Here is a 25464-nt window from a genome sequence, read left to right as displayed (position 1 = left end):
GGTCACAGAGTATAGATGACGCCGAGTTTGGCTGGGGCCGAACTCTGGGGATCGCAGAAGACAGCACTGGGGTCGCGTCGCCGGGTCATTGCCTAGCGCGTGAAGGGCTTGTCAACTGTTAAAATTTGATTATTAATACGAGGGCGCACATGCGTCCAAGTGCCCGTCGGCAGGGGAGTTACCGTGGGGCTTTTACCCAAGAGTCAGTCGCCACTGATTGGTGTCGACATTAGTTCTACTGCCGTGAAGCTCTTGCAGCTATCGCGCAGCGGGAACCGTTTTCGCGTGGAACATTACGCGGTGGAACCATTGCCGCCGAATGCGGTGGTGGAAAAGAACATCGTCGAAGTGGAGGCGGTGGGCGAAGCCATTCGCCGCGCCATCAACCGTTCCGGCAGCAAGGCCAAGAACGCGGCAGCTGCTGTAGCCGGGTCGGCGGTGATCACCAAGTTGATCCCGATGCCGGCCGATCTGGACGATAGCGACCTGGAAGCCCAGGTCGAACTGGAAGCCACCAATTACATTCCGTATCCGATCGAGGAAGTGAATCTCGATTTCGAGGTGCTGGGCCCGATGCCCAACAGCCCGGACATGGTGCAGGTGCTGCTGGCCGCCTCGCGTTCGGAGAACGTGGAACTGCGCCAGTCGGCGCTGGAACTCGGTGGTTTGACCGCCAAGGTGATGGACGTGGAGGCCTTTGCGGTCGAAAACGCCTTCGCACTGGTTGCCAGCGAATTGCCGGTGGCCGCCGATGCGGTGGTGGCGCTGGTGGATATCGGCGCGACCATGACCACGCTGAGCGTGCTGCGCTCCGGCCGCAGTCTGTATAGCCGCGAGCAGGTGTTCGGCGGCAAGCAGCTCACCGACGAAGTGATGCGCCGTTACGGGCTGACCTATGAAGAGGCTGGCCTTGCCAAGCGTCAGGGCGGCCTGCCGGAAAGCTACGAGGTCGAGGTGCTGGAGCCGTTCAAGGAAGCCACGGTGCAGCAGATCAGCCGTCTGCTGCAGTTCTTCTATGCGGGCAGTGAGTTCAACCGCGTCGACTGCATCGTGCTGGCCGGCGGTTGCGCTGCGCTGGCGCGCCTGCCGGAGATGGTGGAAGAGCAACTGGGCGTGACCACGGTCGTTGCAAATCCGCTTGCCCAGATGACGCTTGGCCCGAAGGTCCAGGCCCATGCGCTGGCGCTGGATGCGCCTGCATTGATGATCGCCACCGGCCTGGCCCTGAGGAGCTTCGACTGATGGCAAGAATCAATCTATTGCCCTGGCGCGCGGAGCGCCGAAAGGCCCGCGAGCGCGAGTTCTATTCGATGCTGGGCTTCGCCGCATTGGGCGGCGTGCTGTTGTCGGCGCTGATCTGGTTCTATTACGACGCGCAGATCAGCGGCCAGACCGAGCGCAATGCGTTTCTGACCACCGAGATCGACAAGGTCAAGGCGCAGAACGAAGAGATCAAGGAACTCGACAAGAAGAAGGACCGCCTGCTTGCCCGCAAGAAGGTGATCGAGGAACTGCAAGCCAACCGCTCGCAGATGGTGCACCTGTTCGATTCGCTGGTACGCACCATTCCCGATGGTGTGGCGCTGACCAACATCAAGCAGGATGGCGACATCCTCACGCTGGAAGGTCGCTCGCAATCGAATGCGCGGGTCAGTGCGTACATGCGCAACCTGGAAAGCTCGGGCTGGATGACCAATCCGGACCTGTCGATCATCGAGGCCAAGAGTCAGGACAAGGCCGGTCAACCTGCCGCGTCGTCGATGGACACCAAGACGCTGCCGTACGTGTTCACGCTCAAGGTCAAGCTGGCCAATCCGAACGAGGCCGACAAGAACGGCGCCGCGCCGGGCGCAGTGGACCCGGCTGCGCCGGGCACCGCCGCACCGAATGCAGCACCTGCCGGCGCGACGCCCGCTGCTCCGGCAGCGGCGCCGGCGCCCGCAACGCCGCCGGCCGCTGCTCCTGCACCGACGCAGGCAGCACCGGCGCCAGCCAATCGGCCGCAGGAGGGGGCGGCGTCATGAGTAAGAAATCATTCAAGCTCAGCGATTTGGATTTCAACAACATCGGCGGTTGGCCGCAGCAGGCGCGCATCGTGTTCTGCGTGGTGGTCGGCTTGTTCATCATGGTGCTGGCCTGGTTCCTGTTGATCAGCAGCAAGCGCGATGAACTGGAAAGCCTGGAAAGCACCGAATCCCAGCTGCGCACCGAGTTCGAGACCCAACAGGGCCGCGCGGTGAACCTGGAGCCGCTCAAGCAGCAGCTCGCGCAGATGGAACAGGTGCTGCAGCAGATGCTGCGTCAGCTACCCAGCAAGACCGAGATGCCGGATTTGATCATCGACATCTCGCAGACCGCGTTGTCCAGTGGCTTGTCCAACGAGCTGTTCCAGCCCGGTCCGGAATCGCCGAAGGAGTTTTACGCCGAAAAGCCGATCGCTCTGCGCATGGTGGGCAGCTACCACCAGTTCGGTGCCTTCGTCAGCGGTGTGGCCTCGCTGCCGCGCGTGGTGATCCTGACCATGCACGACATCAACCTCAAGCCCAAGGACCCCAAGGCCGGCATCGGCCCGCGCGGTGCGCTGGAGCTGTCCGGAACGGTCAAGACCTATCGTTATCTGGACGATGAGGAAATGGCCGAGCAGGAAAAGGCTGCGGCCAACGCTGCGAAGAAGGGCGGCCAATGACCATGAAATTGCTCAAGATTCTGTCCTGTGTGGCGTTAATTGCAGTATTGCCGGCGTGCACGCGCGGTGTGACCAGCACACCGGGCGATGCGCCGAATCTGGAAGCCTGGGTTGCCGAGGTGCGCGCGCGTCCTGCGCCGCCGCTGGAGCCATTGCCGGTGATGCAGCAATTCGAGACCTTCGAATATGCAGCGCAGGCGATGCGCGACCCGTTCAGCGATGCCTGGGTCAGCGCGGAAGGTGGCAACGGCACACGCCCGGATCCGAACCGGCGCAAGGAACCGTTGGAAGCCTTTCCGCTCGACGCCCTCGACATGGTGGGGACCATTGGCGGCGGTTCGGGCCTGATCGCGTTGGTGATGGCGCCTGACAAGGTGACCTACCGGGTGCGGCCGGGTGTGTATCTGGGACAGAGCGATGGCCGGGTGACCGGGGTCTACGAAGACCGCATCGAGCTGATTGAACTTGTGCCGGACGGTGCGGGTGGATGGCTTGAACGGCCGGCCGCACTCGCATTGGATGATCAATAAAGTGATAGGGGATAGCACGATGACGTTTTCCAATGCCCAGCGGCTGCGTCCGGTACGACGCCACGCGATCTTCCAGGCCTGCGCGTTGGGGTTCGCGCTGGCGCTGGCGAGCGGCAGCGCGTTCGCCGCCGCGGCGCTGACTCAGCCCGCGCCGGATCCGGCCAAGGTCGCTCCGGCGAGCCTGGCGGTGTCCAAAATCGATTTCAAGCGCGGCGAAGACGGCGCTGGCCGTCTGATCCTGCAGTTCGACGGCCAGGGCGCTAGCCCGGACCTGCGGACGCAGGGCGACAACGTGCTGGTGGACATCAGCAATGCCAAGCTGCCTGCCGAGCTGCAACGCCCGCTCAATGTCACCGACTTCGCCACGCCGGTGCAGCGCGTTGAAGTGAAGCCGTCCGGCTCCGGTTCGCAGCTGGTGCTGTCGACCAAGGGTGCCTTCGACTCGCTGGCCTACCAGACCGGCAACGAATACGTGGTGGAAATCACCCCGCGCAAGGGCCAGCCGGCGGTGGGCGGCGTAAGCCCGGCGGCGGTCACGCAGGCTGCCGCGCAGATCGCCGCGCGCGGCTATAGCGGTCGCCCGGTGACGTTCAACTTCCAGGACGTGCCGGTGCGCACGGTGCTGCAGCTGATCGCCGAGGAGTCCAACCTCAATATCGTCGCTTCCGACACCGTGCAGGGCAACGTCACGCTGCGCCTGATGAACGTGCCGTGGGACCAGGCGCTGGACATCGTGCTGCGTGCCAAGGGCCTGGACAAGCGTCGCGATGGCGGCGTGGTGTGGGTCGCCCCGCAACCGGAGCTGGCCAAGTTCGAGCAGGACAAGGAAGACGCCCGCATCGCGATCGAGAACCGCGAGGACTTGATCACCGATTATGTGCAGATCAATTACCACAATGCTGCGGTGATCTTCAAAGCGCTGACAGAGGCCAAAGGAATCGGTGGCGGCGGTGGCGGCCAGGGTGGCCAGGGCGGACAAGGTGGTGCGGGGCAGCAGGACAATGGTTTCCTTTCGCCACGCGGTCGGTTGGTTGCCGATGAACGCACCAATACATTGATGATCAGCGATATCCCGAAAAAAGTTGCGCAGATGCGCGAGCTGATTTCGCATATCGATCGCCCGGTGGATCAGGTGCTGATCGAGAGCCGGATTGTCATTGCGACGGATACTTTCGCTCGTGATTTGGGTGCACGTTTTGGCATCACTGGCGCGACCGGACGTGGAATTTTGAGCGGGGCGCTGGAGAGTAACGTCAACTTCCAGAACACTGCAGCTCAACGAGCTAACGAAATCGCTAATACCGGTACCAGTACAACGCTGGCTTCGCATTTGTTCCCTTCGGGACTGAATGTCGATCTGGGGGCCAGTGGCTTTACCAATAGCAGGGCGGCCGGTTTGGCTTATACCCTGCTTGGATCAAATTTCAACCTCGATATAGAGCTCTCGGCAATGCAAGAGGAGGGGCGAGGCGAGGTGGTCTCAAATCCGCGCATCGTGACGGCCAATCAGCGTGAGGGTGTCATCAAGCAAGGCCGGGAGATCGGCTATGTGACAATCAGTGGCGGTGGTGCGGCAGGTTCCGCCGCGCAGGCGAATGTGCAGTTCAAGGAAGTTTTGCTTGAATTGAAGGTTACGCCCACCATAACTAACGATAATCGCGTCTTCTTGAATATGAACGTCAAGAAGGATGAGGTGGCTCGATTCATTATTTTGGAAGGCTACGGAACAGTTCCCGAGATTAATCGCCGCGAGGTCAACACTGCTGTGCTGGTAGGCGACGGTGAGACGGTAGTCATTGGTGGCGTCTACGAATTTACCGATCGCGAAAGCGTCTCCAAAGTTCCGTTTCTTGGTGATATTCCTTTCCTCGGAAATCTGTTCAAGAAGCGTGGGCGCAGCAAGGAGAAGGCCGAGCTCCTGGTATTTGTAACTCCCAAGGTGCTTCGCGTGGCCAGCGCGAATCCGTAATTGAAATGTTTACCGGAAAAGGCCGCGAAAGCGGCCTTTCTCGTATAGAACGTAAATTTTGGAAATAGTTAGTGTGGTTGTCCGAGTTTGATATCCGTCGACCGTGGTGTAGTCAAGGTGGCGGCTAGGATGTGTCGTGAGGATGTCCATGCCGACGTACAGGTTCGCAAGGGTCAGTGGCAGCTTGGCAGCTGATACAGCGCAAAAGGGTGAGCTTCAGGCTGCGCAGCAATAAGGACTGTTTGCGTCGGCGCCGAGGGTGCTCTAACCACTGCGGTCGAAATCTGTCTGATACGAAACAGAGGTTGCCTTCCGACGGAACGAATTTTCACTACCCAGTGATCTTTGTGATCCAGAGCAGATGTTGGGCCTTGACTGAACCTGATCCAATCGCCAAGTGAACCAATCGCGTTCGAATCGGTCACACTGGACCTATGAACGCACCGCCACTGCTCCCCCCCGAAGCCGTTGCCGCGCCCGCCGAGGACCGGCTGCACCGTCAATTCACCTCGCTGCGCGAGTCGCTTGCGCAGCGCATCGTTGGCCAGGCAGCGCTCGTGGAGCGACTGCTGATTGCCTTGCTGGCCGATGGCCATCTGCTGGTCGAGGGCGCGCCGGGGTTGGCCAAGACCACCGCCATCCGTGCGCTGGCCTCGCGGCTGGAAGCGGATTTTGCGCGGGTGCAGTTCACCCCGGACCTGCTGCCCGCCGATCTGACCGGTACCGAAATCTGGCGGCCGCAGGACAGCCGGTTCGAGTTCATGCCCGGGCCGATCTTCCACCCGATCCTGCTGGCCGACGAAATCAACCGCGCACCGGCCAAGGTGCAATCCGCGCTGCTGGAGGCGATGGGCGAGCGGCAGGTGACGGTCGGCCGGCATACCTATGCGCTGCCGCAGTTGTTCCTGGTGATGGCCACGCAGAACCCGATCGAGCAGGAGGGCACGTTCCCGCTGCCCGAAGCGCAGTTGGATCGCTTCCTGATGCATGTGCGCATCGGCTATCCCCAGGCCGACGCCGAGGCGGAAATCCTGCGCCTGGCACGCGAGACCGCCCGCGATACGCTGGAAAAGCACGAGACCGTGCCCGACAAGATTCCGTTGGAAGATGTCTTCGCTGCGCGCCGTGTTGTGCTTGACGTGCATCTGGCGCCGCAGCTGGAACGCTATCTGATCGAGATCGTGCTGGCCTCGCGCGATGCCAAGCGTTACGACCCGACATTGGCGCGCCGGATCGCCTGGGGTGCCAGCCCGCGTGGTTCGATCGCACTGGAACGGTGCGCACGCGCGCGTGCATGGTTGGCCGGGCGCGACTACGTGACGCCGGACGATATCCGCGCCATTGCCCCGGATGTATTGCGGCATCGCGTGCTGCCCAGCTATGAGGCCACCGCCGAGGGCTGGGATGGCGAACGCCTGGTCGCTGCATTGCTAGAAAAGATTCCGCTGCCCTGATCGGGCAGCGTCGCCGAGGTATGCCGCACTCTCGCCAGACGCCGATGTCTTCGATGCCGTTCTCGTCCCCTGCAACCGCCCCCTCGCCCGTCGCTGGCGATGGGGTGCGGCCAATGCTTGCAGAATTGATTGCGCTGCGCGGTACCGCAATCCATCGCGGTCAACCGGGACGTGGCCGGCACGGAGTGGTGGGGCCGGTGCCGGCCGCCACGCGCGGGCGCGGCATGGAATATGCCGAGTCGCGTGAGTACGTGGCCGGCGATGACGCGCGGCATATCGATTGGCGCGTCACTGCGCGAACCGGACGGGCGCACACCAAGTTGTTCCAGGCAGAGCGCGAGCGCTTGAGCCTGATCGTGGCCGATACCTCGCCTGCGCTCTTTTTCGGTACGCGCGTACGCTACAAATCGGTGCAGGCCGCACGCGCCGGCGCGGTTGCCGCATGGCTGGCGCAGCGCCAGGGCGATCGCATCGCAGCCTTGCGTGGCACCGCGAGCGAGGCGCCGATTGCGCCGCGGTCCGGTCAGCGTGGTGTACTGCCGGTGTTGGATGCCCTGGCGCGTTGGTATGCCCAACCGCCGTCCGGCGATGCGGGACTGGAGGTGGCGCTGGATCACGCGGCGCGCCTGTTACGTCCCGGCGCGCGCCTGACCGTGCTGGCCGATGCGCGCAGCGCCAGCCGGATTTCTGCCACGCGCTGGTCGGGCTTGGCCCTGCATCACGAGGTGGTGGTGATCGTGCTGGTCGATCCGCTGGAACTGGCGCCGCCGGCACGTGCAGTCACCTTCGACGTGCGTGGCGAGCGCATCGCGATCGATCTGTCCACCCAGGCCGGGCGTGCGCGCTGGCAGGCCGAATTTGTCGCGCCGCTGGAGCACTTGGGCGCGCTCTTGCAGGCACGCGGCGTGCGCTTGCATCGCCTGTCCACCGACGATGCCAGCGATGCCTGGCTGGGCGGCAGCCCTGCCGCCCGGAGTCGCTGACGGTGTCCCCGCAGTCGCTGCCGCTGCGTGATGTGCACTTGCCGCCGTCGCCGTCGTGGTGGCCGCTGGCGCCGAGCTGGTGGCTGGTGATCGCGATGGTCGTGCTGGTGGTGGGGAGTGCATTTTTTTGGTGGTGGCGCCGGCGACAGCGCCAGCGCCAGCGCCGCTGGCTGGCTGCTTTCGATGCTGAACTCGCGCGCGCCACGATGCCGGCGCAGCGCTTGGCGGCCGTGTCGGTCCTGCTGCGACGTGCCGCGCGTCGCGTCGATCCGCAGGCCGACCGCTTGCAGGGCGAGGCATGGTTGCAATTTCTGGATGGGCGCAAGCGCAAGGACCAGGTGTTCTCGCAGGGGCCGGGCCGGGCTGTGCTGGAAGGCGGCTTCCAGCGCGCACCCGCAGTCAGCGATCTGCCCGCGGTAGAAGCGTTGGCGCGGCAGCGCTTTGTGGCGCTGATGCGAGGCCGGCGATGAACTGGTTGCAGTGGTCGCAATGGCAGGATGCGTTGGCGCACTGCGCCTGGCCGTGGGCGTGGTGGTTGATGCCCTTGCCGTTGCTGATGTGGTTCTGGCCGCAACGCCGCGCCGATGCGGCTGCACTCCGCGTGCCGTACGCAGAGCAGTTGCAGGCGGTGGCGCAGGCAAAAAGCGCGCCGGTGCTGCGGATGCCGCGTTGGCTGGCGTGGCTGGCGTGGTTTTTGTTGTGCGCCGCGCTGGCACGTCCGCAGCAACTGGGTGAGGTGATTCAACCGCCACGCGAGGCGCGCCAGATGATGCTGGCGGTGGATCTTTCGGGCAGCATGAGCGAGCCCGACATGGTGCTCGGCGGAAGGGTGGTGGACCGGCTTACCGCCGCCAAGGCCGTGCTGTCGGACTTTCTGGATCGGCGCGACGGCGACCGCGTCGGTCTGCTGGTGTTCGGCCAACGTGCGTATGCGCTGACCCCGTTGACCGCAGATCTGACCTCCGTGCGCGATCAGTTGAGCGACAGCGTGGTGGGCCTGGCCGGGCGCGAAACCGCGATTGGCGATGCGATCGCCTTGTCGGTCAAGCGCCTGCGCGAACAGAAGCAGGGCCAGCGCGTGGTGGTATTGCTCACCGATGGCGTCAACACCGCTGGCGTGCTCAATCCCTTGAAGGCCGCGGAACTGGCCAAGGCCGAAGGCGTACGCGTGCACACCATTGCGTTCGGCGGCAGTGGCGGCTATTCCTTGTTCGGGGTACCGATTCCGGCCGGCGGCAACGACGACATCGACGAAGACGGGCTGCGCAAGATTGCCCAGCAGACCGGCGGACGCTTCTTCCGCGCCCGCGATACCGAGGAACTTGCCGGCATCTACGCCGAGCTGGATCGGCTGGAGCCGGTCAAGGGACTGGGGCCTTCGGTGCAGCCGCGCGTGGAGCGTTACTACTGGCCATTGGGCGCGGCAATCGTCATTGCCCTGGTGGCCTATGTGCTGCCGCGGAGGTGGCAATGGACGCGCTGACCGAGCTGGCGGGGTGGCTGCAGTCGCTACATCTGTTGCGCCCGCTGCTGTTGTGGGCGCTGCTGGCGATCTTACCGGCGGCAGCGCTGTGGCACTGGCGTCGCCGCGACGCCGACGTCTGGCGGCAAAGTGTGGATGCACATCTGTTGCCGAAGCTGTTGGCCTCCGGCGGTCGGCGCGGATGGCTGGGATTCGTGCTGGCCGCGCTGACCTATACGTTGGCCGTGATTGCGATGAGCGGGCCGAGCTGGCGGCAGACCGAGCGTCCGGTGTTTCAGTCGAGCATGCCGCTGGTGGTGGTGCTGGATCTGTCGTCCAGTGCCAACGCAACCGACCTGCCGCCATCGCGCCTGCTGCAGGCGCGCGCCAAGCTGGCGACGCTACTGCGCAAACGTGCCGGTGGCGAGGTGGCATTGCTGGTCTATGCAGGCGAGAGTTTCACGGTTGCGCCGTTGACCGAAGACAGCGCCAACGTGGCCTTGTTTCTGGATGCGCTGTCGCCGTCGGTCATGCCGGTCGATGGCAAGCGTGCGGACCGGGCGATCGATGCGGCCGCGCAGCTGTTGCAGCAAGCCGGCTTCAAGCAAGGCGAGATCCTGCTTGTCAGCGATAGCGCAGATAGCTCCGCCGAAAGTTCGGCACGGGTGGCACGTTCGCGCGGTTTCAGCGTCTCTGCGCTTGGCGTGGGCGGCGAGCGCGGTGCGGCGTATCGCATGGCCAGCGGTGAAATTGCCCAGGCCAAGCTCGACGAAGGCAGTCTGCGCAGCCTGGCCGCGCGGGGCGGCGGGCGGTATGCGCGCATTGCGCCGGACGATGCGGATCTGCGGGCGTTGGGCGTGCTCGATCCATCGCAACAGCCGTTGGCAGATGAAACCGCCGAGTCCGATGGCGGCAAGAGCTGGCTCGACGAAGGCTATTGGCTGGTGCTGCCAGTAATGCTGCTGTCCCTGCTGGCGTTTCGCCGCCGCGCGGTGGTGGCCGTGCTGACGATGGTCTGTGTGCTGCCGCTGGCGCAGCCCGCGCACGCGGCCGATGGCACCTTGTGGCAGCGTGCCGATCAGGTGCAACAACAGCGCCTGGATGCCGGCGTGCAGGCGTATCGCAAGGGCGATTTTGCGTCGGCGCAGAAGGCTTTCGAAGCGGTGCCCACCGATGAGGGGCTGTACAACCTCGGCAACGCGCTGGCGCGACAAGGCCAGTACGACGCGGCGATCGCGGCCTACGACCGTGCGCTCAAGCAACATCCCAATCAGCAGGATGCCATCGCCAATCGCGCGGCGGTCGACGCGGCGCGCAAGCGTCAGCAGCAGAACAACAAGGATGGCAAGGGTCAGTCCAAGGACCAGAAGCCATCCGGTCAGGATGGAAAGGGGCAACAGCAGGCCGGCCAGAACCAGCAGGACAAGCAATCCGGCCAGGATGGGCAGAACCAGCAGGACAGCAAGAGCCAGCCCTCCGAGGCGCAGCCGCCACAGGACAGTCGTTCGCAAGACGCGCAGTCCAAGAACGGGCAGGGCGAGCAACGCAAGCAAGACACGCCGCCGCAATCTGCCGATACCAAGGCGCAGCAGCAGGCCGATGAGGCACAGCGTCGCAAGATGCAGCAGGCCATGGCGCAGGCAGGCGACAAGCAGGCCGATGGCAGCGACAAGCCGGAGGCCGCCGTCGCCAGTGAGACGCCGGAACAACGCGAGCAACGTCAGGCGGTGGACGCGTGGCTGCGGCGGGTACCGGACGATCCGGGCAGTCTGCTGCGTACCAAATTCAGGCTGGAATACGAACGCAGGCAACGGGACGGACGATGATCGGCAGACAGCACTTACGTCGTGCGGCAATCGGCATGCTGGCCAGCGTGGCACTGTTGGCGTGCGCGCCGGTGGGTGCGGTCACGCGCGCGTGGCTGGATCGCGACAGCGTCAATGCCGGCGATGTGGCGATGTTGAATATCGAAACCGACCAACGCGGCGTCGACCCGGATTACACGCCGTTGCGCACCGACTTCGTGCTGGGCGCCAAGAGCGCCAATCAGCAGATGCAGGTGGCCAATGGTTCGGTGACGGTGCGCGCCCTGTTCGGCGTGGTGCTGACGCCGCGCAAGAGCGGCGAGCTGATCGTACCGGCGATCCGCGTGGGCAATGAACGCACCGAACCGCTGCGCCTACAGGTGGTTGGGGCGTCGAACGATCCCGCAAGCAGTCCCGGCAACGCTGCCGGCGCGCCGAGTGCGGCGCAGGGCAATGAGGAAGCGTTCGTCCAAACCCAGGTGGACGACGCGCAGCCCTACGTGCAGCAAAGCGTGGGCGTGGTGGTGCGGTTGTACTTCGCTACCCAACTGGCATCGGGCGAGCTGGATCTTGAGGCCCCCGACGGGGCATCGATGCAGCGCGTCGGCGACGACGTCAGTTCGGTCAAGGTCGTCAATGGACGCCAATACAACGTGGTGGAGCGGCGCTACCTGCTGGTGCCCGAGCGCAGCGGTCGTCTGGTGCTGCCGCCGGCACGTTTCAATGGGCGTTCGGTGGGCGGGTTTTTCGACGATTATTTCGGACGCGGCAATGGTGAGCTGAGTGCGCGCAGTGCAAGCATTCCGCTGCAGGTGCGCGCGCAACCGGCCAATGCGCCGCAGCCGTGGCTGCCGTTGCGCAGCCTGCAGTTGCGCTACACGACCACGCCACAGCGAGCGAGAGCCGGTGAGGCGGCCCAATTCGTGGTGGAAGCCAGTGCGCGCGGCGCGACCCAGGCGCAGTTTCCCGAATTGCCGACGCCCAGCGTGCCCGATGCGCAGGTATTTGCCGAGCCGCCGCAATTCGAGGAGCGCTTCGTGGACGGCTCGCCGCAACTGCGACTGACCCGGCGCTATTCGATCGTGCCTAACCGTGCCGGTCCGTTGGTGGTGCCCGGGCTGCAGATGGCATGGTGGGATGTCGGGGCAGGCGCAGCCAAGACCGCGTCACTGCCCGATCTGACGCTCGATGTGGCGGCGGGTAGCGGTGCGTTTGCGACACCTGCGCCGGCACCGGCGCCGAATCCGACACCCGATCAATCGGCGCCGACACCGGATCGCACGCTCACCTTGCAAGCACCATCGCCCGCGCGACCGCCGTGGGCATGGATCGCGGCGGCGATCGGATTCGCGCTGTTGTGGATGGCCACGCTGGTATGGGCGTTAGCGCGTCGGCGCGGTGTTCCGCGCGGTGCATCAGGCGGCAATGAGGGCAACGGCAGCAATGTGCCAGCCGAGGGTAGGCGTGCGACCCACGGCGTGGCCGAGCTGCGCCGCGCGCTCGACACCGGCGGCATGGACGATGTGGCGGCGGTGCTCTGCGGCATGGCCGGCGTTGCCGATATCGATGCGGTCATGGCGGCATTGGCAGACCCGGCCCAGCGTGCAGCCGTGGCGCGCATGCAGCGCGCACGCTGGGGCGGCGATGGCGATGTGACCAGCGCACGCGCCGCCTTGCGCGAAGCGTTCGCCAAGGGGCCGCGGTGGCACCATGCCAGCGCAGCCGAACCGGAGGTGCTGGCGCCGCTGTATCCGCCTGCGCCTTGATTGAGAGCGTTGTATGGGTGCCGGCCTGGACCGACTGACATAGTGGTTGCGCAGTTGCCGCGCGGCCGCAGCCGGTGTGACGAGGGGCCTGTAACAACGGTACTTCGATTCCGCGTGTGAGATCTGCACTCGGTTAAGTGGCTCGTTAGATGTCGTTGGCCGCTCACGTGCTCTGAGCGGCGACACTGCCTTGCCGCGCTGATATCGCATTGATTTTAATTGCGCGTGATCTGCCGCTGTGCAGAAAAGTGCGAAGCGCGATAGCGCTGCGGCGTTGCTGCTGGGCCCTTGCCGGCCACCCTTGCCGGCCACGCTGCAAGCACATCCTTGTAAGCGCCTCGGCGGCATTCATGCCGCCAAGGGTCCCGCGACGGTGAGCGGGCAAGGACCAGTCGAGAGAGTCGGTAGTTGGTGCAGGCACTGCATTACATGTTCCTGGTTCGCTAGCGCGCACGTGTTCTGCGACTTGCACCACCATGAGCGCTAGCTACGAGACGCTAAGCCTTTTACTAAGCGGCCTGACAGCGTGCTGGTGCGCTGTCTTGGCCGCATGGACGGGTTCACGGCGTGTCCGGCGAGCGGCGAGGGCACCGCGCACTCGATAGACCAGGCTGCGACCAATAGCATCGGATGGCACTGAGCCGTCGCGACGACTCGAAAGGCCGGCTGCACTGTCTTCGTCGCTAAAAAGCGAAGCTTCCAGCCAGCCGCAAGTGCTTGCCGCCCCCGACATCGAGAGCCCCACCTACCCGCAGCAGCTGCGCAGGAGCATCCCGGGTAGGTGGCCGCATCCATGGCGTTTGTTAAGCTCCGGTCTTTGTGTCCACCAAGGCCTGACCAGATGACAGCATCCCCAGCCACGCGCCGCCCGGGCCTGCCCCTGCATTGGAAGATGGGAATTGGCTTCGCCGTTGGCCTGTTGTTGGGCCTGGCTGTCTATTACCTGGCCGGCAGCGACGCTGAGTGGGTGCGCCTGGCAACCAAGTACGTCACCACGCCGTTTTCGCAGGTCTTCCTCAATCTGATCTTCATGCTGATCGTGCCGCTGCTGTTCTCGGCGCTGGTCATGGGGATTTCCGAGATGGGCGACATCCGCGCGCTCGGGCGAGTAGGGTGGCGCACCCTGGGCTATACCGTGGTGCTGTCCGGCGTGGCGGTGTTGCTGGGGCTGGTGCTGGTCAACGTGCTCAAGCCCGGCGCGGGCGTGGACCCGCAACTGGCCAGTCAGCTGATCCAGGAAAACGCCGAGCGCACCCGCGAGATCATTTCCAGCTCCGGCACCCAGGCGCAGGGCATGGACATGCTGTTGTCGATCGTGCCCAGCAACGTGATTGCCGCCGCGTCGAGCAATGGCGCGATTCTGTCGCTGATGTTTTTCGCGGTGATGTTCGGCGTGGGCATGGTGCTGACCGAAGACGAAAAGGTCGCCACGCTCAGGCGCGGCATCGAAGGCATCTTCGAAATTTCGATGACCTTGATCGGGCTGGTGATCCGTCTGGCGCCATATGCGGTGGCGTGTTTCATGTTCAACCTGGCCGCGCTGTTCGGCTTCGATCTGCTGATTCGTCTGGGCGCCTACGTGGGCGTGGTGGTGCTAGCGCTGGGCCTGCACATGGTGGTCAGTTACGGCATTGCGGTGAAATTCGCCGGGCGCTCGCCGCTGGGCTTTTTCCGCCAGACCCAGGAAGCGACAGTGATGGCGTTCTCGACCGCTTCCAGCAACGCGACCCTGCCGACGGCCTTGCGCGTGGCCGATGAGATGGGCCTGCCGCCGCGGGTGTCGCGTTTCGTGCTGACCGTGGGCGCCACCGCCAACCAGAACGGCACCGCACTCTTCGAAGGCGTCACGGTGATCTTCCTGGCGCAGTTCTTCAACGTGGACCTGAGCCTGGGCCAGCAGTTCATGGTGATGCTGGTCTGCATCCTGGGCGGGATCGGCACGGCCGGCGTGCCCTCCGGCTCGCTACCGGTGGTGGCGCTGATCTGCGCGATGGTCGGGGTCAACCCGGTGGGGATCGGCATGATCCTGGGCGTCAACCACTTCCTGGACATGTGCCGCACGGCGCTGAACGTCACCGGGGACCTGGCGCTGACGACCTTGGTCGCCAAGGGCGAGGATTAGGGAATCGGGAATCGGGAATGGGTAAAGCGGGCTGTTGCGATCAGGACGTGCGATGGGAGGTCATGCCGCACCGCGGCAGCAGTTGCGGTGCGAGCGGCGTTAGCGACCAATTCGCAACGCTGCATCCGATTCCCGATTCCCGATTCCCAATTCGCGACCTCCGATTCCCATAACGCTGTGTATGGGAGAATAGGCATCTCCGCTTCCAGCGGTGTTCCCCTCCGCTTCCATAGACGCCCATGACCCAGCCCACCCGCCGCCAGCTGGCCAACGCCATCCGTTTTCTTGCCGCAGACGCGGTCGAAGCCGCCAAGTCCGGTCACCCCGGCATGCCGATGGGCATGGCCGATATCGCCGAAGTGCTGTGGAACGACTTCTACCGGCACAACCCCAACAACCCGCAGTGGTTCAACCGCGACCGTTTCGTGCTGTCCAACGGGCATGGGTCGATGTTGCAGTACGCCTTGCTGCACCTGTCCGGCTACGACCTGCCGATCGAACAGCTCAAGCAGTTCCGCCAGCTGCACAGCAAGACCGCCGGTCACCCCGAGCGCAGCGAAACTCCCGGCGTTGAGACCACCACCGGCCCGCTCGGGCAGGGGTTTGCCAATGCGGTGGGCTTTGCGCTGGCCGAGAAGTTGCTGGCGCAGCGCTACAACCGCCCGGAACTGGAAATCGTCGATCACCGCACCTGGGTGTTCATGGGCGACGGCTGCCTGATGGAAGGCATTTCGCACGAAGCCGCATCGCTGGCCGGCACCTGGGGCCTGGGCAAGCTGGTGGCATTCTGGGACAACAACCAGATCTCCATCGACGGCAATACGGCCGGCTGGTTCAGCGACGACACGCCGGCGCGTTTCGAGGCCTATGGCTGGCACGTGATCCGCGATGTGGACGGGCATGATGCCGACAAGATCAAGGCCGCCATCGAGACGGCGCTGGAAAACACCGACAAGCCCACGCTGATCTGCTGCCGCACCAAGATCGGCTTCGGTGCGCCGACCAAGGCCGGCAAGGAATCCTCGCATGGCGCACCGCTGGGCAAGGACGAGCTGGAAGGCGCGCGCAAGGCGCTGGATTGGCCGTACGGCCCGTTCGAGATTCCCGAAGAGATCTACGCCGGCTGGCGCGCCGGCGGCACCGGCACGCTGCGTCAGGCCGAATGGGAACAGTTGTTCGACAAGTATGCCAAGCAGTACGCCAGCGAAGCCGACGAGCTGACCCGTCGCTCGCACGGCGAGTTGCCGGCCGACTTCATCGCCAAGGCCGATGCCTACATCACCAAGGCGCAGGAAGAAGGCCAGACCATTGCCTCGCGCAAGGCCTCGCAGCTGGCCATCGAAGCCTTCGCACCGCTGCTTCCCGAGTTGATCGGCGGCTCGGCGGACCTGGCGCATTCCAACCTGACCTTGTGGAAGGCCAGCAAGTCGGTGGCCACCGACGACCCGGACGCCAACTATGTGTATTACGGCGTGCGCGAATTTGGCATGACCGCCATTGCCAACGGCCTGGCGCTGCATGGCGGCTTCATTCCGTTCGATGCCACCTTCCTGGTGTTCAGCGATTACGCGCGCAATGGCGTGCGCATGAGCGCGTTGAACCCGGCGCACGCCATCCACGTGTACACGCACGACTCGATCGGCCTGGGCGAAGATGGCCCGACCCATCAGCCGGTGGAGCATCTGGCCTCGCTGCGCTACATCCCCAACAACGATGTGTGGCGCCCGGGCGATGCGGTGGAATCGGCAGTGAGCTGGAAGGCTGCGATCACCCGCAAGGACGGCCCGAGCTGCCTGATCTTCAGCCGTCAGAACCTGCAGCATCAGCCGCGCAGCGCCGAGCAGATCAAGCTGATCGAACGCGGTGGCTACGTGCTGGCCGATGCCGAAGGCGGTACGCCGGACGTGATCCTGATCGCCACCGGCTCGGAAGTCGGCTTGGCAGTAGAAGCCAAAAAGACGCTGGATGCGTCCGGCCTGAAGACGCGCGTGGTGTCGATGCCGTCGACCGACGTGTTCGATCGTCAGGATGCGGCGTACCGCGAGTCGGTGCTGCCGAACGCCGTGCGCAAGCGCGTGGCGGTGGAAGCGGGCGTGACCGGCTTCTGGCGCAAGTACGTGGGCCTGGATGGCGATGTGGTCGGCATGGATACCTTCGGCGCCTCGGCACCGGCCGATCAGCTGTACGCGTACTTCAAGATCACCGCCGAGCACGTGGTTGCGGCAGCCAAGGCGCTGTAACGCCTTGCGTGGTGCTTGAAAGAAAAAGCCGGCGAAAGCCGGCTTTTTTGTTGGATCTCGTAAGCGATGCGCGGTAGGTCATCGTTCAACGGACGCCTTGCGTGTTCCAGTGCGCATCGTTGGCCAGCGCCGCTGCACGGATCCTGGTCAGCACGTTCAGCTGTGCGCCCATCATCGGCGGATGGAGTCGTGTCCTGTGCGTGGCAGCAGGAGACAGTCCTTGCTCGGTGCAGAAAGAGCATCCAAATAGGCTGTGCTGATGTGCGCCGGAGTCACCAGATCCTGTTCGCCCTGAATCAGATAGACCGGAATGGCGAACTGCGGCCAGAGTGCGCGCAGGTCGATCAGCGGGCTCATGCTGTCGCCTGCCAGCCCGACGAACTGCAGGAAGGAAGCGTCTTCCCCAGCCGCATCGGCTGCGCGGTAGTCGGGCGTGTTGTACTCCGCTGCGAAGGTAAACCAGTCTTCCGGTGGCGGTCGGTACTCAGGGCTTCGTACTTGCGTGATGCGCCGCAGGATTCCGACGTTGCGTGGGTTGGTCCATTGCGGCGGGCCGATCTTCTCCGGCTTGCCGACCGCATCTGCATCGCTGGCTGCGCGGGGCTGGCTCAACGTCCTGACGTAGCTAAACGCCAGGACGTCCTGGTAATTGACCAGTTGCGCCGTGCCGACATCCGCGTGGAACAGGTTCGGATTTGCCTTGGCGATAGCGACCGCGACAGTGCTGAGCCCGACGGTCCGCCCACCAGGATGCGCTGGGGTTTGCCCAGCGGTTGCGAGGCATGGCGTGCGACCTCGCTGCCGTCCTGGGTCAGCCGCGGCATGGTCGGTGGCTCGCCATCGGCAGGTTTGCTTGCCGCATGCCAATCTGGCTATTTAAAATGTGAATCATTCCCATTAAAATGGTGCGCTGCCACGCTTGCGTGGTGCGTCCTCCCCTTTGTTCGCCGTCCGGCCCTGCCGTGATGGATGCCCTCGACTGCCTGTGCCGGAGCTGTGATGAATCGTCCTACCGTAATGCGTCTCCTTCCCATTGCGCTGCGCCCGCGCGCGCTGTCGCATGCGGTGTTCGCCGCGCTGTGCACCTTGTCGGCAGGGCAGGCGTTGGCCGATACGCCGGCCGGCGATGCGGAGGTCACCACGTTGGACCGGATGACCGTGCAGGGCGAGCAGGCCAAGGGCTACACGGTGGAAAAAACCTCCGCCGGGACGCGCATGAACCTGGCGCTGCGCGAGATTCCGCAATCGGTCACCGTGATCACCCGCGAGCGCATGGACGACCAGAACCTGCAGAGCATCACCGACGTGCTCAATAACGTCACGGGCATCTCCGCTTCGCAGAATGACAGCGAACGGTTGGACTTCTATGCGCGTGGTTTCTACATCGACAACTACCAATTCGATGGCATCCCGGCCTACATGGAGCAGGCGTGGAGCTACGGCGATTCGGCGCTGGACCTGGCGTTGTACGACCGCGTGGAAGTGGTGCGCGGTGCGACCGGTCTGCTGACCGGCTCGGGCAACCCGTCGGCCTCGATCAATCTGGTGCGCAAGCATGCAGTGAGCCGCAACTTCACCGGCGCCGTGTCGGTGGGCGGCGGCGACTTCAACAAGACCCGCAGCGTGGCCGATGTCACCGTGCCGCTGAGCCCTGAAGGTACCGTGCGCGCACGCGTGGTAGGCGTGTATCAGGACGGCGAATCGGACATGGATCGCTACAATCTGCGCAAGAAGATCGGCTCGGCGATCATCGATGCCGACCTCACCGAGAGCACGCTGTTGAGCGTGGGCTACGAGTACCAGAAGAAGGAATCGGACGATGTCACCTGGGGCGGCTTCCCGCTGTTCTACAGCGATGGCACGCGTACCGACTACAAGCGCTCGTTCAATCCGGCGGCCGACTGGACGTTCTGGGACACGCGTCTGCAGCGCACCTTCGCCAGCCTGCAGCAGAGCTTCGACAGCGGCTGGACCCTCAAGGCCAATGTGAGCCACGAAAAGACCGAAGCGACGAACCACCTGTTCTATCCGTACTACACGATCTTTGGTTTCGACCGCACCACCGGCGGTGGCGTGGTGCCGTATTCGGGCAACTACCAGACCGAGCGCAAGGCCGATGGTGCCGATGTCTATGCGGAAGGTCCGTTCCAGCTGTTCGGCCGCGAGCATCAGCTGGTGGCCGGCGCCAGCTACAACCGGCGCGAGTACGTCAATAACGGTACCTTCGACTTCCCAGCACCGCTGGACAGCTACCTGGGCTGGAACGGCGCGTACCCGGAGCCCAATTGGAGCCCGCGCACGGTACAGAGCGAAGGCACCGTCACGCAGAAAGCCGCCTACGTGGCTGCACGGTTCTCGCTGGCCGATCCGCTGACCTTGCTGGTGGGCGCGCGCTATACCGATTGGCAGATTGATGGCCGTAACGCCGGGACCCAGGGGCTTGTGCCGTTCTCCGACTCCCAGACCGAAGTCACTCCATACGCCGGACTGGTCTACGACATCGACGATGTCTGGTCGACCTACGTCAGCTACACCGAGATCTTCAATCCGCAGACCTTGCGCGATGCCACTGGCGGCTACCTGGATCCGTTGAGTGGCAAGGGCTACGAAGCTGGCGTCAAGGCGGCCTGGTTCGATGATCAGCTCAATGCCTCGCTGGCCCTGTTCCGCATCGAGCAGGACAACCTGGGTGTGGCGACGAGCACCCTGGTGCCGGGCAGCAGCGATTTTGCCTACGTCGCTGCCAACGGTGTGGTCAGCGAAGGCTTCGATTTCGAACTCTCCGGCCGCCTGGCCCAGGGCTGGAACGCGACCTTGGGCGCCTCGCACTACACCGCACGCGACGACAGCGGTGCCTCGATCAACACGCAACTGCCGCGCACCACCATCAAGCTGTTCAGTAGCTACACCCCGCAGGGCGCGTGGAGCGATCTGACCGTCGGTGGTGGGGTCAACTGGCAGAACCGTTCGTACTATGTGGACCCTGTGTATGGCACTTTCCAGCAGAGCGCGTATGCACTGGTCAGCGCATTTGCGCGCTATCGCCTGTCGCCGCAGTTCTCGGTGCAGCTCAACATCGATAACTTGCTCGACAAGCGTTACTACGCGCAGTTCAACAATGGCTATGGCGCGTGGGGCGCATCGCGCAACGGCATGCTGACCTTCAACTACACGTTCTGATCTGAAGCGACATCGGGCGTTTGCAACGCTCGCTGCGATTGCGCTAGGGCACAGGCATCTTGCGAAAGGTGCCTGTGCTTTTTCGTATTCCGATTTTCAGCCGACTGCAGGAAATCGCGCTGCCGAACAGGGACGTTCGTCAGCCGCGCTGAGTGCGCAAACCGGCACGTCATGCATGGAGACATCAATTGTCGTGAGGTAGCTTGCTGCGTCATCGAGTCGACCGGCATGCGATGCACTCAACATCAGCGCCGCACATGTGCTGCGAAGTACACAATGCAAAGGGCTCGCTGTGCATGACTGCCGATCGACGCAGCACGCTGCGCCGATGTACGTGCTGCTTATCGCAAAAGCGGTTGCAGATGCGGTCCCATCACTTCTGCCATCCAGGCCCCGCAGGCGCGCACGCGTTGCGGCCGATGGCGGCGCTGAGCCACAGGCGCAGGCCCTAGCCAGACCCACTGGTGCGACTGCTTCATTGCAGGGGTTGGTCCCCATGCAATACCGGATAGGGGTTGAGCGCCTCGCCTTTCCACCACTGTTTTTCCGGCCCCAGCCGATGGATCTCGAAGTGCAGATGCGGTGCGGCGGGATTGGCGTTGCCGGTGCTGCCGACATAGCCGATGACCTGGCCACGCTTGATCGATTGCTTCTCCGCCAGGCCGTCGGCATAGCGCTCCAGGTGCGCGTAGTAATAGCAGTATTTGCCGCCGGGCTCGAACTGGTAGACGGTCAGGCCGCCCCGGTCGCTGGTGAACAGTTTTTCCACCGTGCCGTCAGCAACTGCCACAACCGGTGTGCCGGTGGGAGCGAGGATGTCGATGGCATCGTGCACGCGGCCTTCGCTGCGCGCATCGGTGAAGGTGTCCTGCAGCTGGTTGGCGCTGATGCCTTGTACCGGAATCAGCAAGCCGCTGCCCGGTGGGGCGGCGTCGGGCGACTGCGTCGGCGTGGTGGCGACCGGCATGCTGGCAGGCGCGACGTCGGCGACTGGCGCCGAGGCAACCATCGGTGCCGGCGCGGCCGCCGGTGTCGAGGCCGCCACCGGCGCGGAACTCGCTGCGTTGCGGTCTGCTGCGATGGGTGCAGCGCCCGATGACGGCTCTACGTTTGCTTCCGGCGCGGTGCGTTCCAGCCACCAGTAGCCGGCCGCACCCAGTACAACGCCCACCACCAAGGTCATCAGCAGTTTCATGTTTATTCCTGCATCACCACCGGCACCGACGGTCCCACCACGCTGGCGAGGTTGACCACGTCCCAATTGGTCAGGCGCACACAGCCGTGCGATTCGGTCTTGCCGACATGGCCGGGCTCCGGCGTGCCATGCAAGCCGTAATGCGGTTTGGACAGATCGATCCAGACGCGGCCGACCGGATTGTTCGGACCCGCGGGCAAGGTAGCCTTCTGCTCGCCCTTTTTCGCGTCCCAGAACAGCTTGGGGTTGTACTTGAACACCGGGTCGCGCGAGATGCCGAGGATTTTCCACCGGCCAATGGGCAGCGGATCATGCTTGCTGCCGGAAGACACCGGGAATTGCGCATAGACCTTGCCGTCGGCGTCGAATAGCCGCAGGGTCGAATCGGACTTGTCCACCACCAGCTTGGCTGGCTTGGCCAGCGGCGGCACGCCGTCGATGTTGGGTACTTGAATGACGCTGCCGGCCTTGCTCAGATCCACGCCAGGATTGAGTTGGCGCAGCAGCGCCGGGTCTGCGTGGAAACGTTCGCCCAGAGCTTCATCGACGGAGGCGTAGCCAAGCGCAGTCAGCTTGGCCTGTTCGGCAGGCCCCTTGGGAATGGGTTGGAAGGGGCCGGCAACATCGGCGTCAGTGAGCGTGTACTGCACCAGGGCCGGCGTGGTGTCGGCCTGCAGGGCTTGCCAGGTCGCGTCATCCAGCTCGCCGGTGACCTTGATGTTGTGGGCGGCCTGGAACCCGGACACTGCGCGCTTTTGATTGGAGCCGCGCTCGCCGTCGATCTGGCCCGGCGAAAAATGCGCGCGATCCAGCAACACCTGCGCGTGCAGATCCGAGCGTGCGCCGGTCGGGACGACCTTGGCCGCAGGAGCGGCGGCCGATCCAGGCGCAGCGGCAGGCGCGGGCTGCTGCGCTTGCGCCAGCGCAGACAAGGAAGCGCCCAATGCAAGGGCAAGCAGGCAGACGCGAGCGTAGGAGCGTGGTGGCATGTGCAGGTCCGTAAGAGGCATGCGCGCACCTTGCCGCAGCTGCCTGCGTTTTCGGCGTGAAATCGCTGCACCGGTACTGACTGGGCAAGCGTGGCGATGCGGCATTGCTGAGGGCATTGCCGCCGCGCAATCGACTGACGCAGCCTACCGTCGTGATGGAGCTCCACGAGCCGATACCGTTACCGGTACCGCGGCGCGATCATGCGGCCGTGCACTCGCCTATCGCGCGATCGCGCTGCGCCAACCGCCAAGTAGTACGTAGGCAATCGCCGCAGCGGCGCACGTTCCGTTGAAAGATCGCCGCTGCAGCGTACCCGGCGTTGTCGATCAGTACGTGTAGCCCAAGGTCAGCATGTAGGTGCGCCCGGTTTGCACATAGGCACCGTCGGCGCCGGGATCGTAGGCCATGTAGCGCTTGGACTTGCCCTGCGTTTCGTAGAACGTGGCGGCATTGAGCAGGTTCTTTGCCGATACACCGACATCGATATGGTGCGGCAGGTGATAGGTCGCGTTGAAATCCAGCGACTTCACCGGCTGCAGGTAGTAATTGAGACGGTCGGTGGTGAGTCCCAGCAGTTGCAGGCCGGTGTAGTTGTAGCTCAGGTCCGTGCGCAGGTGCGTGTCGTCATAGAACAGATCCAGGTTGTAGATGCGCTCCGGTGCGCGCGGCAGCCAGGTCGTTTCCGGCTGGTCGCTGCGTTTGCTATCTGCCTGGCTGTGCTGCAGCGTCAGGTTGGCGGTGACGCCGAAATTGCTCCAGAGGCCGGGCAACTGCTGCAGCCGCTTGCTCGCTGCCAACTCCAGCCCATAGAGCTTTGCGGTGCCGCCATTCTGCGGCATGGTCACCGGCACGCCATTTTCGAAAGTGGTGCCGGTTGGCACCAGGCCGCCCAGGGTGCTGTCGTTGCTGGTGGCCGATTGCGAGGTATAGATGAACCCATTGATGCGCTTGTAGTACGTCGAGGCGCTGAGCACGCCGCCCGCGTGGTCGTAGAACTCGGCAGACAGGTCGGCGTTGTCGGCGGTGCTGGCCTGCAGGTTGGGGTTGGGCTTGGAGATGCCGACCACTTTTTGCGTGTCGTCGATCGAGTACACCGTCTCGCCGGAAATCAGCCCGAATGCCGGGCGGCTGAAACTGCGGCGCAACGATGCGCGATACACGGTGAGATCGTCCGGCCGATAATTGACGCTGATGCCGGGCAAGACCTTGCCGTAGGTACTGCCGCTGCCGACGAAACTGCCGGTGCTGCCATCGCCGCTGGATTGCCAGGAGTCGGCCGAATACTGGGTCAGTTCGTAACGCACGCCGGGCAGGATGCTCATCTTGCCGAGATGCAGCGCGGCCATTGCATAGCCCGAATAGATCGCCTCGGTGCTGGAAGTGGTGTTGGCGTTGTAATCGTTGGCGGTATAGATGCCTGCGCCGTTCGGGTCGTCGACGTATTTGTAGGGCAGCGCCTGCGCACGCATCCAGCCGCGATCCAGCAGCTTGAATGGCCCTGCGTAATGACCATCGAATGCGTTGTACGTGATGCGGCCGGGAATCGCGCTCAGTGGCGGGCCGCCGGCGGTGGGAAACGCGTAATTGGGTCCGCCAAAGTACGGGCCGTTGGTGACGAAGTTGCCATCCTTGTGGAAGAACGGGTGGTCATAGGCGTCGCGCGCGGAGTGATCGGCCGACAGGCCAAGTTTGACGCTGTCCAGCACCGCGCCATCGACCTGGTACGCGATATCGGTATGCGCGTTGAAGCGGTTATCGTGGCTGCCGGCGTCGTGGCCCTGCACCTTCCACAACAGCGAAGAATCCAGGTTGTAGAAGAAGTCCTTCAACGCCGGCGAGCTTGGGCCGATGCTCGGGTAGGTCGGGTCGCTGAGGTCGAAGGCGAAGCTGCCCGGGGTGAACCCGTACAGGCTGGCGGATACGTAATCCGGCCGGCTGCGGGTGCCGCGGCCGAACGAGGTGCCGTAGTCGAAATGCAGGCGGTCGAACGTGGTCTGCCCACCCAACTGCACCGTGGCCAGGGTCTCGTCGATATCGTGTGTATTGAAGTATCCGCCACGCACCGCCGTGGGCTGGTTGCGATAGGTCTCCAGGCGCGCACTGGACTGGTCCTGCGTGCCGGTGACGCCGTAACTGCCGTAGATGGCACGTGCATACAGCGCGCTGCTCTCGCCCTGCCAATCCATCGACAGGTTGCCGCCATAGCGTTCGATCTGGCTGGCGTACACGCTGTATTTGTAGCGCGTGCTGATCAACGGGCCGACATCGCGCAAATCGGTGGCTGCGGCGAGCGCAGGGTCGGCGGGTACGTATTTGCTGTTGGGCGCCGGGGCCTGCGCCATGTTGTTGTTCTTGCCGTAATAGGCCGATGCGTAGATGCCGAAGGCATCGCCCTGCCCGAACTTCCAGGCCAGCTCTTGCTGGAACGTGCCGCCGCTGTCCTTGCCACCCAGGTGGTGGGCCAATGCGTTGAACTGACCTTGCGCGGTACTCTTGGCATAGACGTCCTGGTCGAAATCGAATGCATTGGGGGTGCGCATATCGATCGCGCCGCCGATCGAATCGCCGGGCATGTCGGGCGTTGGCGATTTGGAGACCTGCACCGACTGGATGCCGAACGGTGCCAGCATGTTCAAGGAGATGGCGCGTGTGGAGGAGTCGGTTTCCGGCATGCCGAACCCATTGAGCGTGTACGCGTTATAGCTGGCGTCCATGCCGCGGATGCTGATGTAGGCGTTCTCGCCGGTGGTCGCCTGGCCAAGATGCATGTCGCTGTAGGACGACAACCCCGGCATGTGCGCCATCACATCGGCAATGCCGCCAGAGGGGATTGCGTCGATCTGCTGCTTGCTCATCACGCTGTTGACGCTATTGGACAGGCGCTGTTCGTTGAGCGAGCCCGGCGCCGCGGCCTGGGTGGCTTGCACATTGACCGAGTCCAACGTGGTGGTGGTCATCTCTGCAGCGCATGCAAGCGATGGTGCGCAAAGCACCGCGGCAATGGCGCAGCTCAAGCGATGGAGGGGGCGGGAAAACTGCATCTTGGAGGCTCGCGTGATGGGGGAGGTGGCGCGCGCGCCCG

The 25464-nt window shown here is 64.1% G+C and carries 18 protein-coding genes and 1 pseudogene; 15 read left to right on the top strand and 4 right to left on the bottom strand.

Translation table 11 applies throughout. From position 1 onward, the window contains the following. Nucleotides 1-183: 183 nt before the first annotated feature. The 13 genes from ACCQ03_RS16920 (at nt 184) to tkt (ending at nt 17017) form a co-directional block, all read left to right on the top strand. A complete protein-coding gene (locus ACCQ03_RS16920; RefSeq protein WP_011348458.1) occupies nt 184-1242 on the top strand; it encodes a pilus assembly protein PilM in 1059 nt (352 codons plus the stop codon). Beyond that, complete coding sequence (locus ACCQ03_RS16915) at nt 1242-2024, top strand: PilN domain-containing protein (RefSeq protein ID WP_209225830.1); 783 nt, start codon at nt 1242-1244, stop codon at nt 2022-2024. Before ACCQ03_RS16920 ends, ACCQ03_RS16915 begins: the two co-directional genes overlap by 1 nt. Continuing rightward, nucleotides 2021-2686 carry a type IV pilus inner membrane component PilO gene (locus ACCQ03_RS16910; protein WP_017156875.1) on the top strand — a complete coding sequence of 222 codons (666 nt, stop codon included), beginning with the start codon at nt 2021-2023 and terminating at the stop codon, nt 2684-2686. The genes ACCQ03_RS16915 and ACCQ03_RS16910 overlap by 4 nt, the downstream gene beginning before the upstream one ends. Beyond that, the gene (locus tag ACCQ03_RS16905; RefSeq protein WP_007974439.1) at nt 2683-3216 is read left to right on the top strand and encodes a pilus assembly protein PilP; all 534 of its coding nucleotides are present in this window, start codon (nt 2683-2685) and stop codon (nt 3214-3216) included. Before ACCQ03_RS16910 ends, ACCQ03_RS16905 begins: the two co-directional genes overlap by 4 nt. A 19-nt stretch (nt 3217-3235) precedes the next feature. Continuing rightward, nucleotides 3236-5185 (top strand): type IV pilus secretin PilQ, encoded by a 1950-nt coding sequence (locus ACCQ03_RS16900; protein WP_057679439.1) that lies wholly within the window; start codon nt 3236-3238, stop codon nt 5183-5185. Nucleotides 5186-5619: 434 nt separating this feature from the next. Then, complete coding sequence (locus ACCQ03_RS16895; RefSeq protein ID WP_057679438.1) at nt 5620-6639, top strand: AAA family ATPase; 1020 nt, start codon at nt 5620-5622, stop codon at nt 6637-6639. Nucleotides 6640-6659: 20 nt separating this feature from the next. Continuing rightward, on the top strand, nt 6660-7622 hold the full coding sequence (locus tag ACCQ03_RS16890; protein ID WP_057679437.1) for a DUF58 domain-containing protein: 963 nt from the start codon (nt 6660-6662) through the stop codon (nt 7620-7622). Nucleotides 7623-7624: 2 nt separating this feature from the next. Then, complete coding sequence (locus ACCQ03_RS16885) at nt 7625-8092, top strand: DUF4381 domain-containing protein (protein ID WP_209225831.1); 468 nt, start codon at nt 7625-7627, stop codon at nt 8090-8092. Next, nucleotides 8089-9105, top strand: coding sequence for a vWA domain-containing protein (locus ACCQ03_RS16880; RefSeq protein ID WP_057679435.1), 1017 nt, complete (start codon nt 8089-8091; stop codon nt 9103-9105). Before ACCQ03_RS16885 ends, ACCQ03_RS16880 begins: the two co-directional genes overlap by 4 nt. Further along, a complete protein-coding gene (locus ACCQ03_RS16875; protein ID WP_057679434.1) occupies nt 9093-10910 on the top strand; it encodes a VWA domain-containing protein in 1818 nt (605 codons plus the stop codon). The genes ACCQ03_RS16880 and ACCQ03_RS16875 overlap by 13 nt, the downstream gene beginning before the upstream one ends. After that, entirely contained in the window at nt 10907-12655 is a 1749-nt protein-coding gene (locus ACCQ03_RS16870; RefSeq protein WP_057679433.1) for a BatD family protein, read from the top strand. Before ACCQ03_RS16875 ends, ACCQ03_RS16870 begins: the two co-directional genes overlap by 4 nt. A gap of 841 nt (nt 12656-13496) precedes the next feature. After that, on the top strand, nt 13497-14777 hold the full coding sequence (locus ACCQ03_RS16865; RefSeq protein ID WP_081023038.1) for a dicarboxylate/amino acid:cation symporter: 1281 nt from the start codon (nt 13497-13499) through the stop codon (nt 14775-14777). A 239-nt stretch (nt 14778-15016) separates the two neighbouring features. Next, nucleotides 15017-17017 (top strand): transketolase, encoded by a 2001-nt coding sequence (gene tkt / locus ACCQ03_RS16860; protein WP_057679431.1) that lies wholly within the window; start codon nt 15017-15019, stop codon nt 17015-17017. A 171-nt stretch (nt 17018-17188) separates the two neighbouring features. On the opposite strand, the gene ACCQ03_RS16855 is transcribed toward tkt, so the two are convergent. Beyond that, on the bottom strand, nt 17189-17629 hold the full coding sequence (locus tag ACCQ03_RS16855; RefSeq protein WP_209225833.1) for an alpha/beta fold hydrolase: 441 nt from the start codon (nt 17627-17629) through the stop codon (nt 17189-17191). A 45-nt stretch (nt 17630-17674) separates the two neighbouring features. Between ACCQ03_RS16855 and ACCQ03_RS16850 the strand changes: the two are divergent. Further along, nucleotides 17675-17897, top strand: a pseudogene (locus ACCQ03_RS16850) (hypothetical protein). 119 nt (nt 17898-18016) lie between these two features. After that, a complete protein-coding gene (gene fhuE / locus ACCQ03_RS16845; protein WP_057679428.1) occupies nt 18017-20197 on the top strand; it encodes a ferric-rhodotorulic acid/ferric-coprogen receptor FhuE in 2181 nt (726 codons plus the stop codon). Between the two features lie 475 nt (nt 20198-20672). Here fhuE and ACCQ03_RS16840 read toward each other — a convergent pair whose 3' ends face one another. The 3 genes from ACCQ03_RS16840 to ACCQ03_RS16830 form a co-directional block, all read right to left on the bottom strand. Beyond that, nucleotides 20673-21392 carry a M23 family metallopeptidase gene (locus tag ACCQ03_RS16840; RefSeq protein WP_057679427.1) on the bottom strand — a complete coding sequence of 240 codons (720 nt, stop codon included), beginning with the start codon at nt 21390-21392 and terminating at the stop codon, nt 20673-20675. A 2-nt stretch (nt 21393-21394) separates the two neighbouring features. Beyond that, nucleotides 21395-22324 carry a L,D-transpeptidase family protein gene (locus tag ACCQ03_RS16835; RefSeq protein WP_039572088.1) on the bottom strand — a complete coding sequence of 310 codons (930 nt, stop codon included), beginning with the start codon at nt 22322-22324 and terminating at the stop codon, nt 21395-21397. A gap of 384 nt (nt 22325-22708) precedes the next feature. Further along, nucleotides 22709-25423 carry a TonB-dependent receptor gene (locus tag ACCQ03_RS16830; RefSeq protein ID WP_209225835.1) on the bottom strand — a complete coding sequence of 905 codons (2715 nt, stop codon included), beginning with the start codon at nt 25421-25423 and terminating at the stop codon, nt 22709-22711. Nucleotides 25424-25464 lie beyond the last annotated feature (41 nt).

The sequence above is a fragment of the Xanthomonas sp. NCPPB 3569 genome, from assembly GCF_041475645.2.
Taxonomy (GTDB): domain Bacteria; phylum Pseudomonadota; class Gammaproteobacteria; order Xanthomonadales; family Xanthomonadaceae; genus Xanthomonas; species Xanthomonas phaseoli.
Note: the sequence above shows the minus strand (reverse complement) of the source record. Positions and strands in the feature narration are given on the sequence as shown.

Bases quoted from the DNA above. Each gene is read 5' to 3' on its own strand.
- ACCQ03_RS16915 (WP_209225830.1), top strand. From the start codon at position 1,242: ATGGCAAGAATCAATCTATTGCCCTGGCGCGCGGAGCGCCGAAAGGCC.
- ACCQ03_RS16910 (WP_017156875.1), top strand. From the start codon at position 2,021: ATGAGTAAGAAATCATTCAAGCTCAGCGATTTGGATTTCAACAACATC.
- ACCQ03_RS16905 (WP_007974439.1), top strand. From the start codon at position 2,683: ATGACCATGAAATTGCTCAAGATTCTGTCCTGTGTGGCGTTAATTGCA.
- ACCQ03_RS16900 (WP_057679439.1), top strand. From the start codon at position 3,236: ATGACGTTTTCCAATGCCCAGCGGCTGCGTCCGGTACGACGCCACGCG.
- ACCQ03_RS16895 (WP_057679438.1), top strand. From the start codon at position 5,620: ATGAACGCACCGCCACTGCTCCCCCCCGAAGCCGTTGCCGCGCCCGCC.
- ACCQ03_RS16890 (WP_057679437.1), top strand. From the start codon at position 6,660: ATGCCGCACTCTCGCCAGACGCCGATGTCTTCGATGCCGTTCTCGTCC.
- ACCQ03_RS16880 (WP_057679435.1), top strand. From the start codon at position 8,089: ATGAACTGGTTGCAGTGGTCGCAATGGCAGGATGCGTTGGCGCACTGC.
- ACCQ03_RS16875 (WP_057679434.1), top strand. From the start codon at position 9,093: ATGGACGCGCTGACCGAGCTGGCGGGGTGGCTGCAGTCGCTACATCTG.
- ACCQ03_RS16870 (WP_057679433.1), top strand. From the start codon at position 10,907: ATGATCGGCAGACAGCACTTACGTCGTGCGGCAATCGGCATGCTGGCC.
- ACCQ03_RS16865 (WP_081023038.1), top strand. From the start codon at position 13,497: ATGACAGCATCCCCAGCCACGCGCCGCCCGGGCCTGCCCCTGCATTGG.
- tkt (WP_057679431.1), top strand. From the start codon at position 15,017: ATGACCCAGCCCACCCGCCGCCAGCTGGCCAACGCCATCCGTTTTCTT.
- fhuE (WP_057679428.1), top strand. From the start codon at position 18,017: ATGAATCGTCCTACCGTAATGCGTCTCCTTCCCATTGCGCTGCGCCCG.
- ACCQ03_RS16840 (WP_057679427.1), bottom strand. From the start codon at position 21,392: ATGAAACTGCTGATGACCTTGGTGGTGGGCGTTGTACTGGGTGCGGCC.
- ACCQ03_RS16830 (WP_209225835.1), bottom strand. From the start codon at position 25,423: ATGCAGTTTTCCCGCCCCCTCCATCGCTTGAGCTGCGCCATTGCCGCG.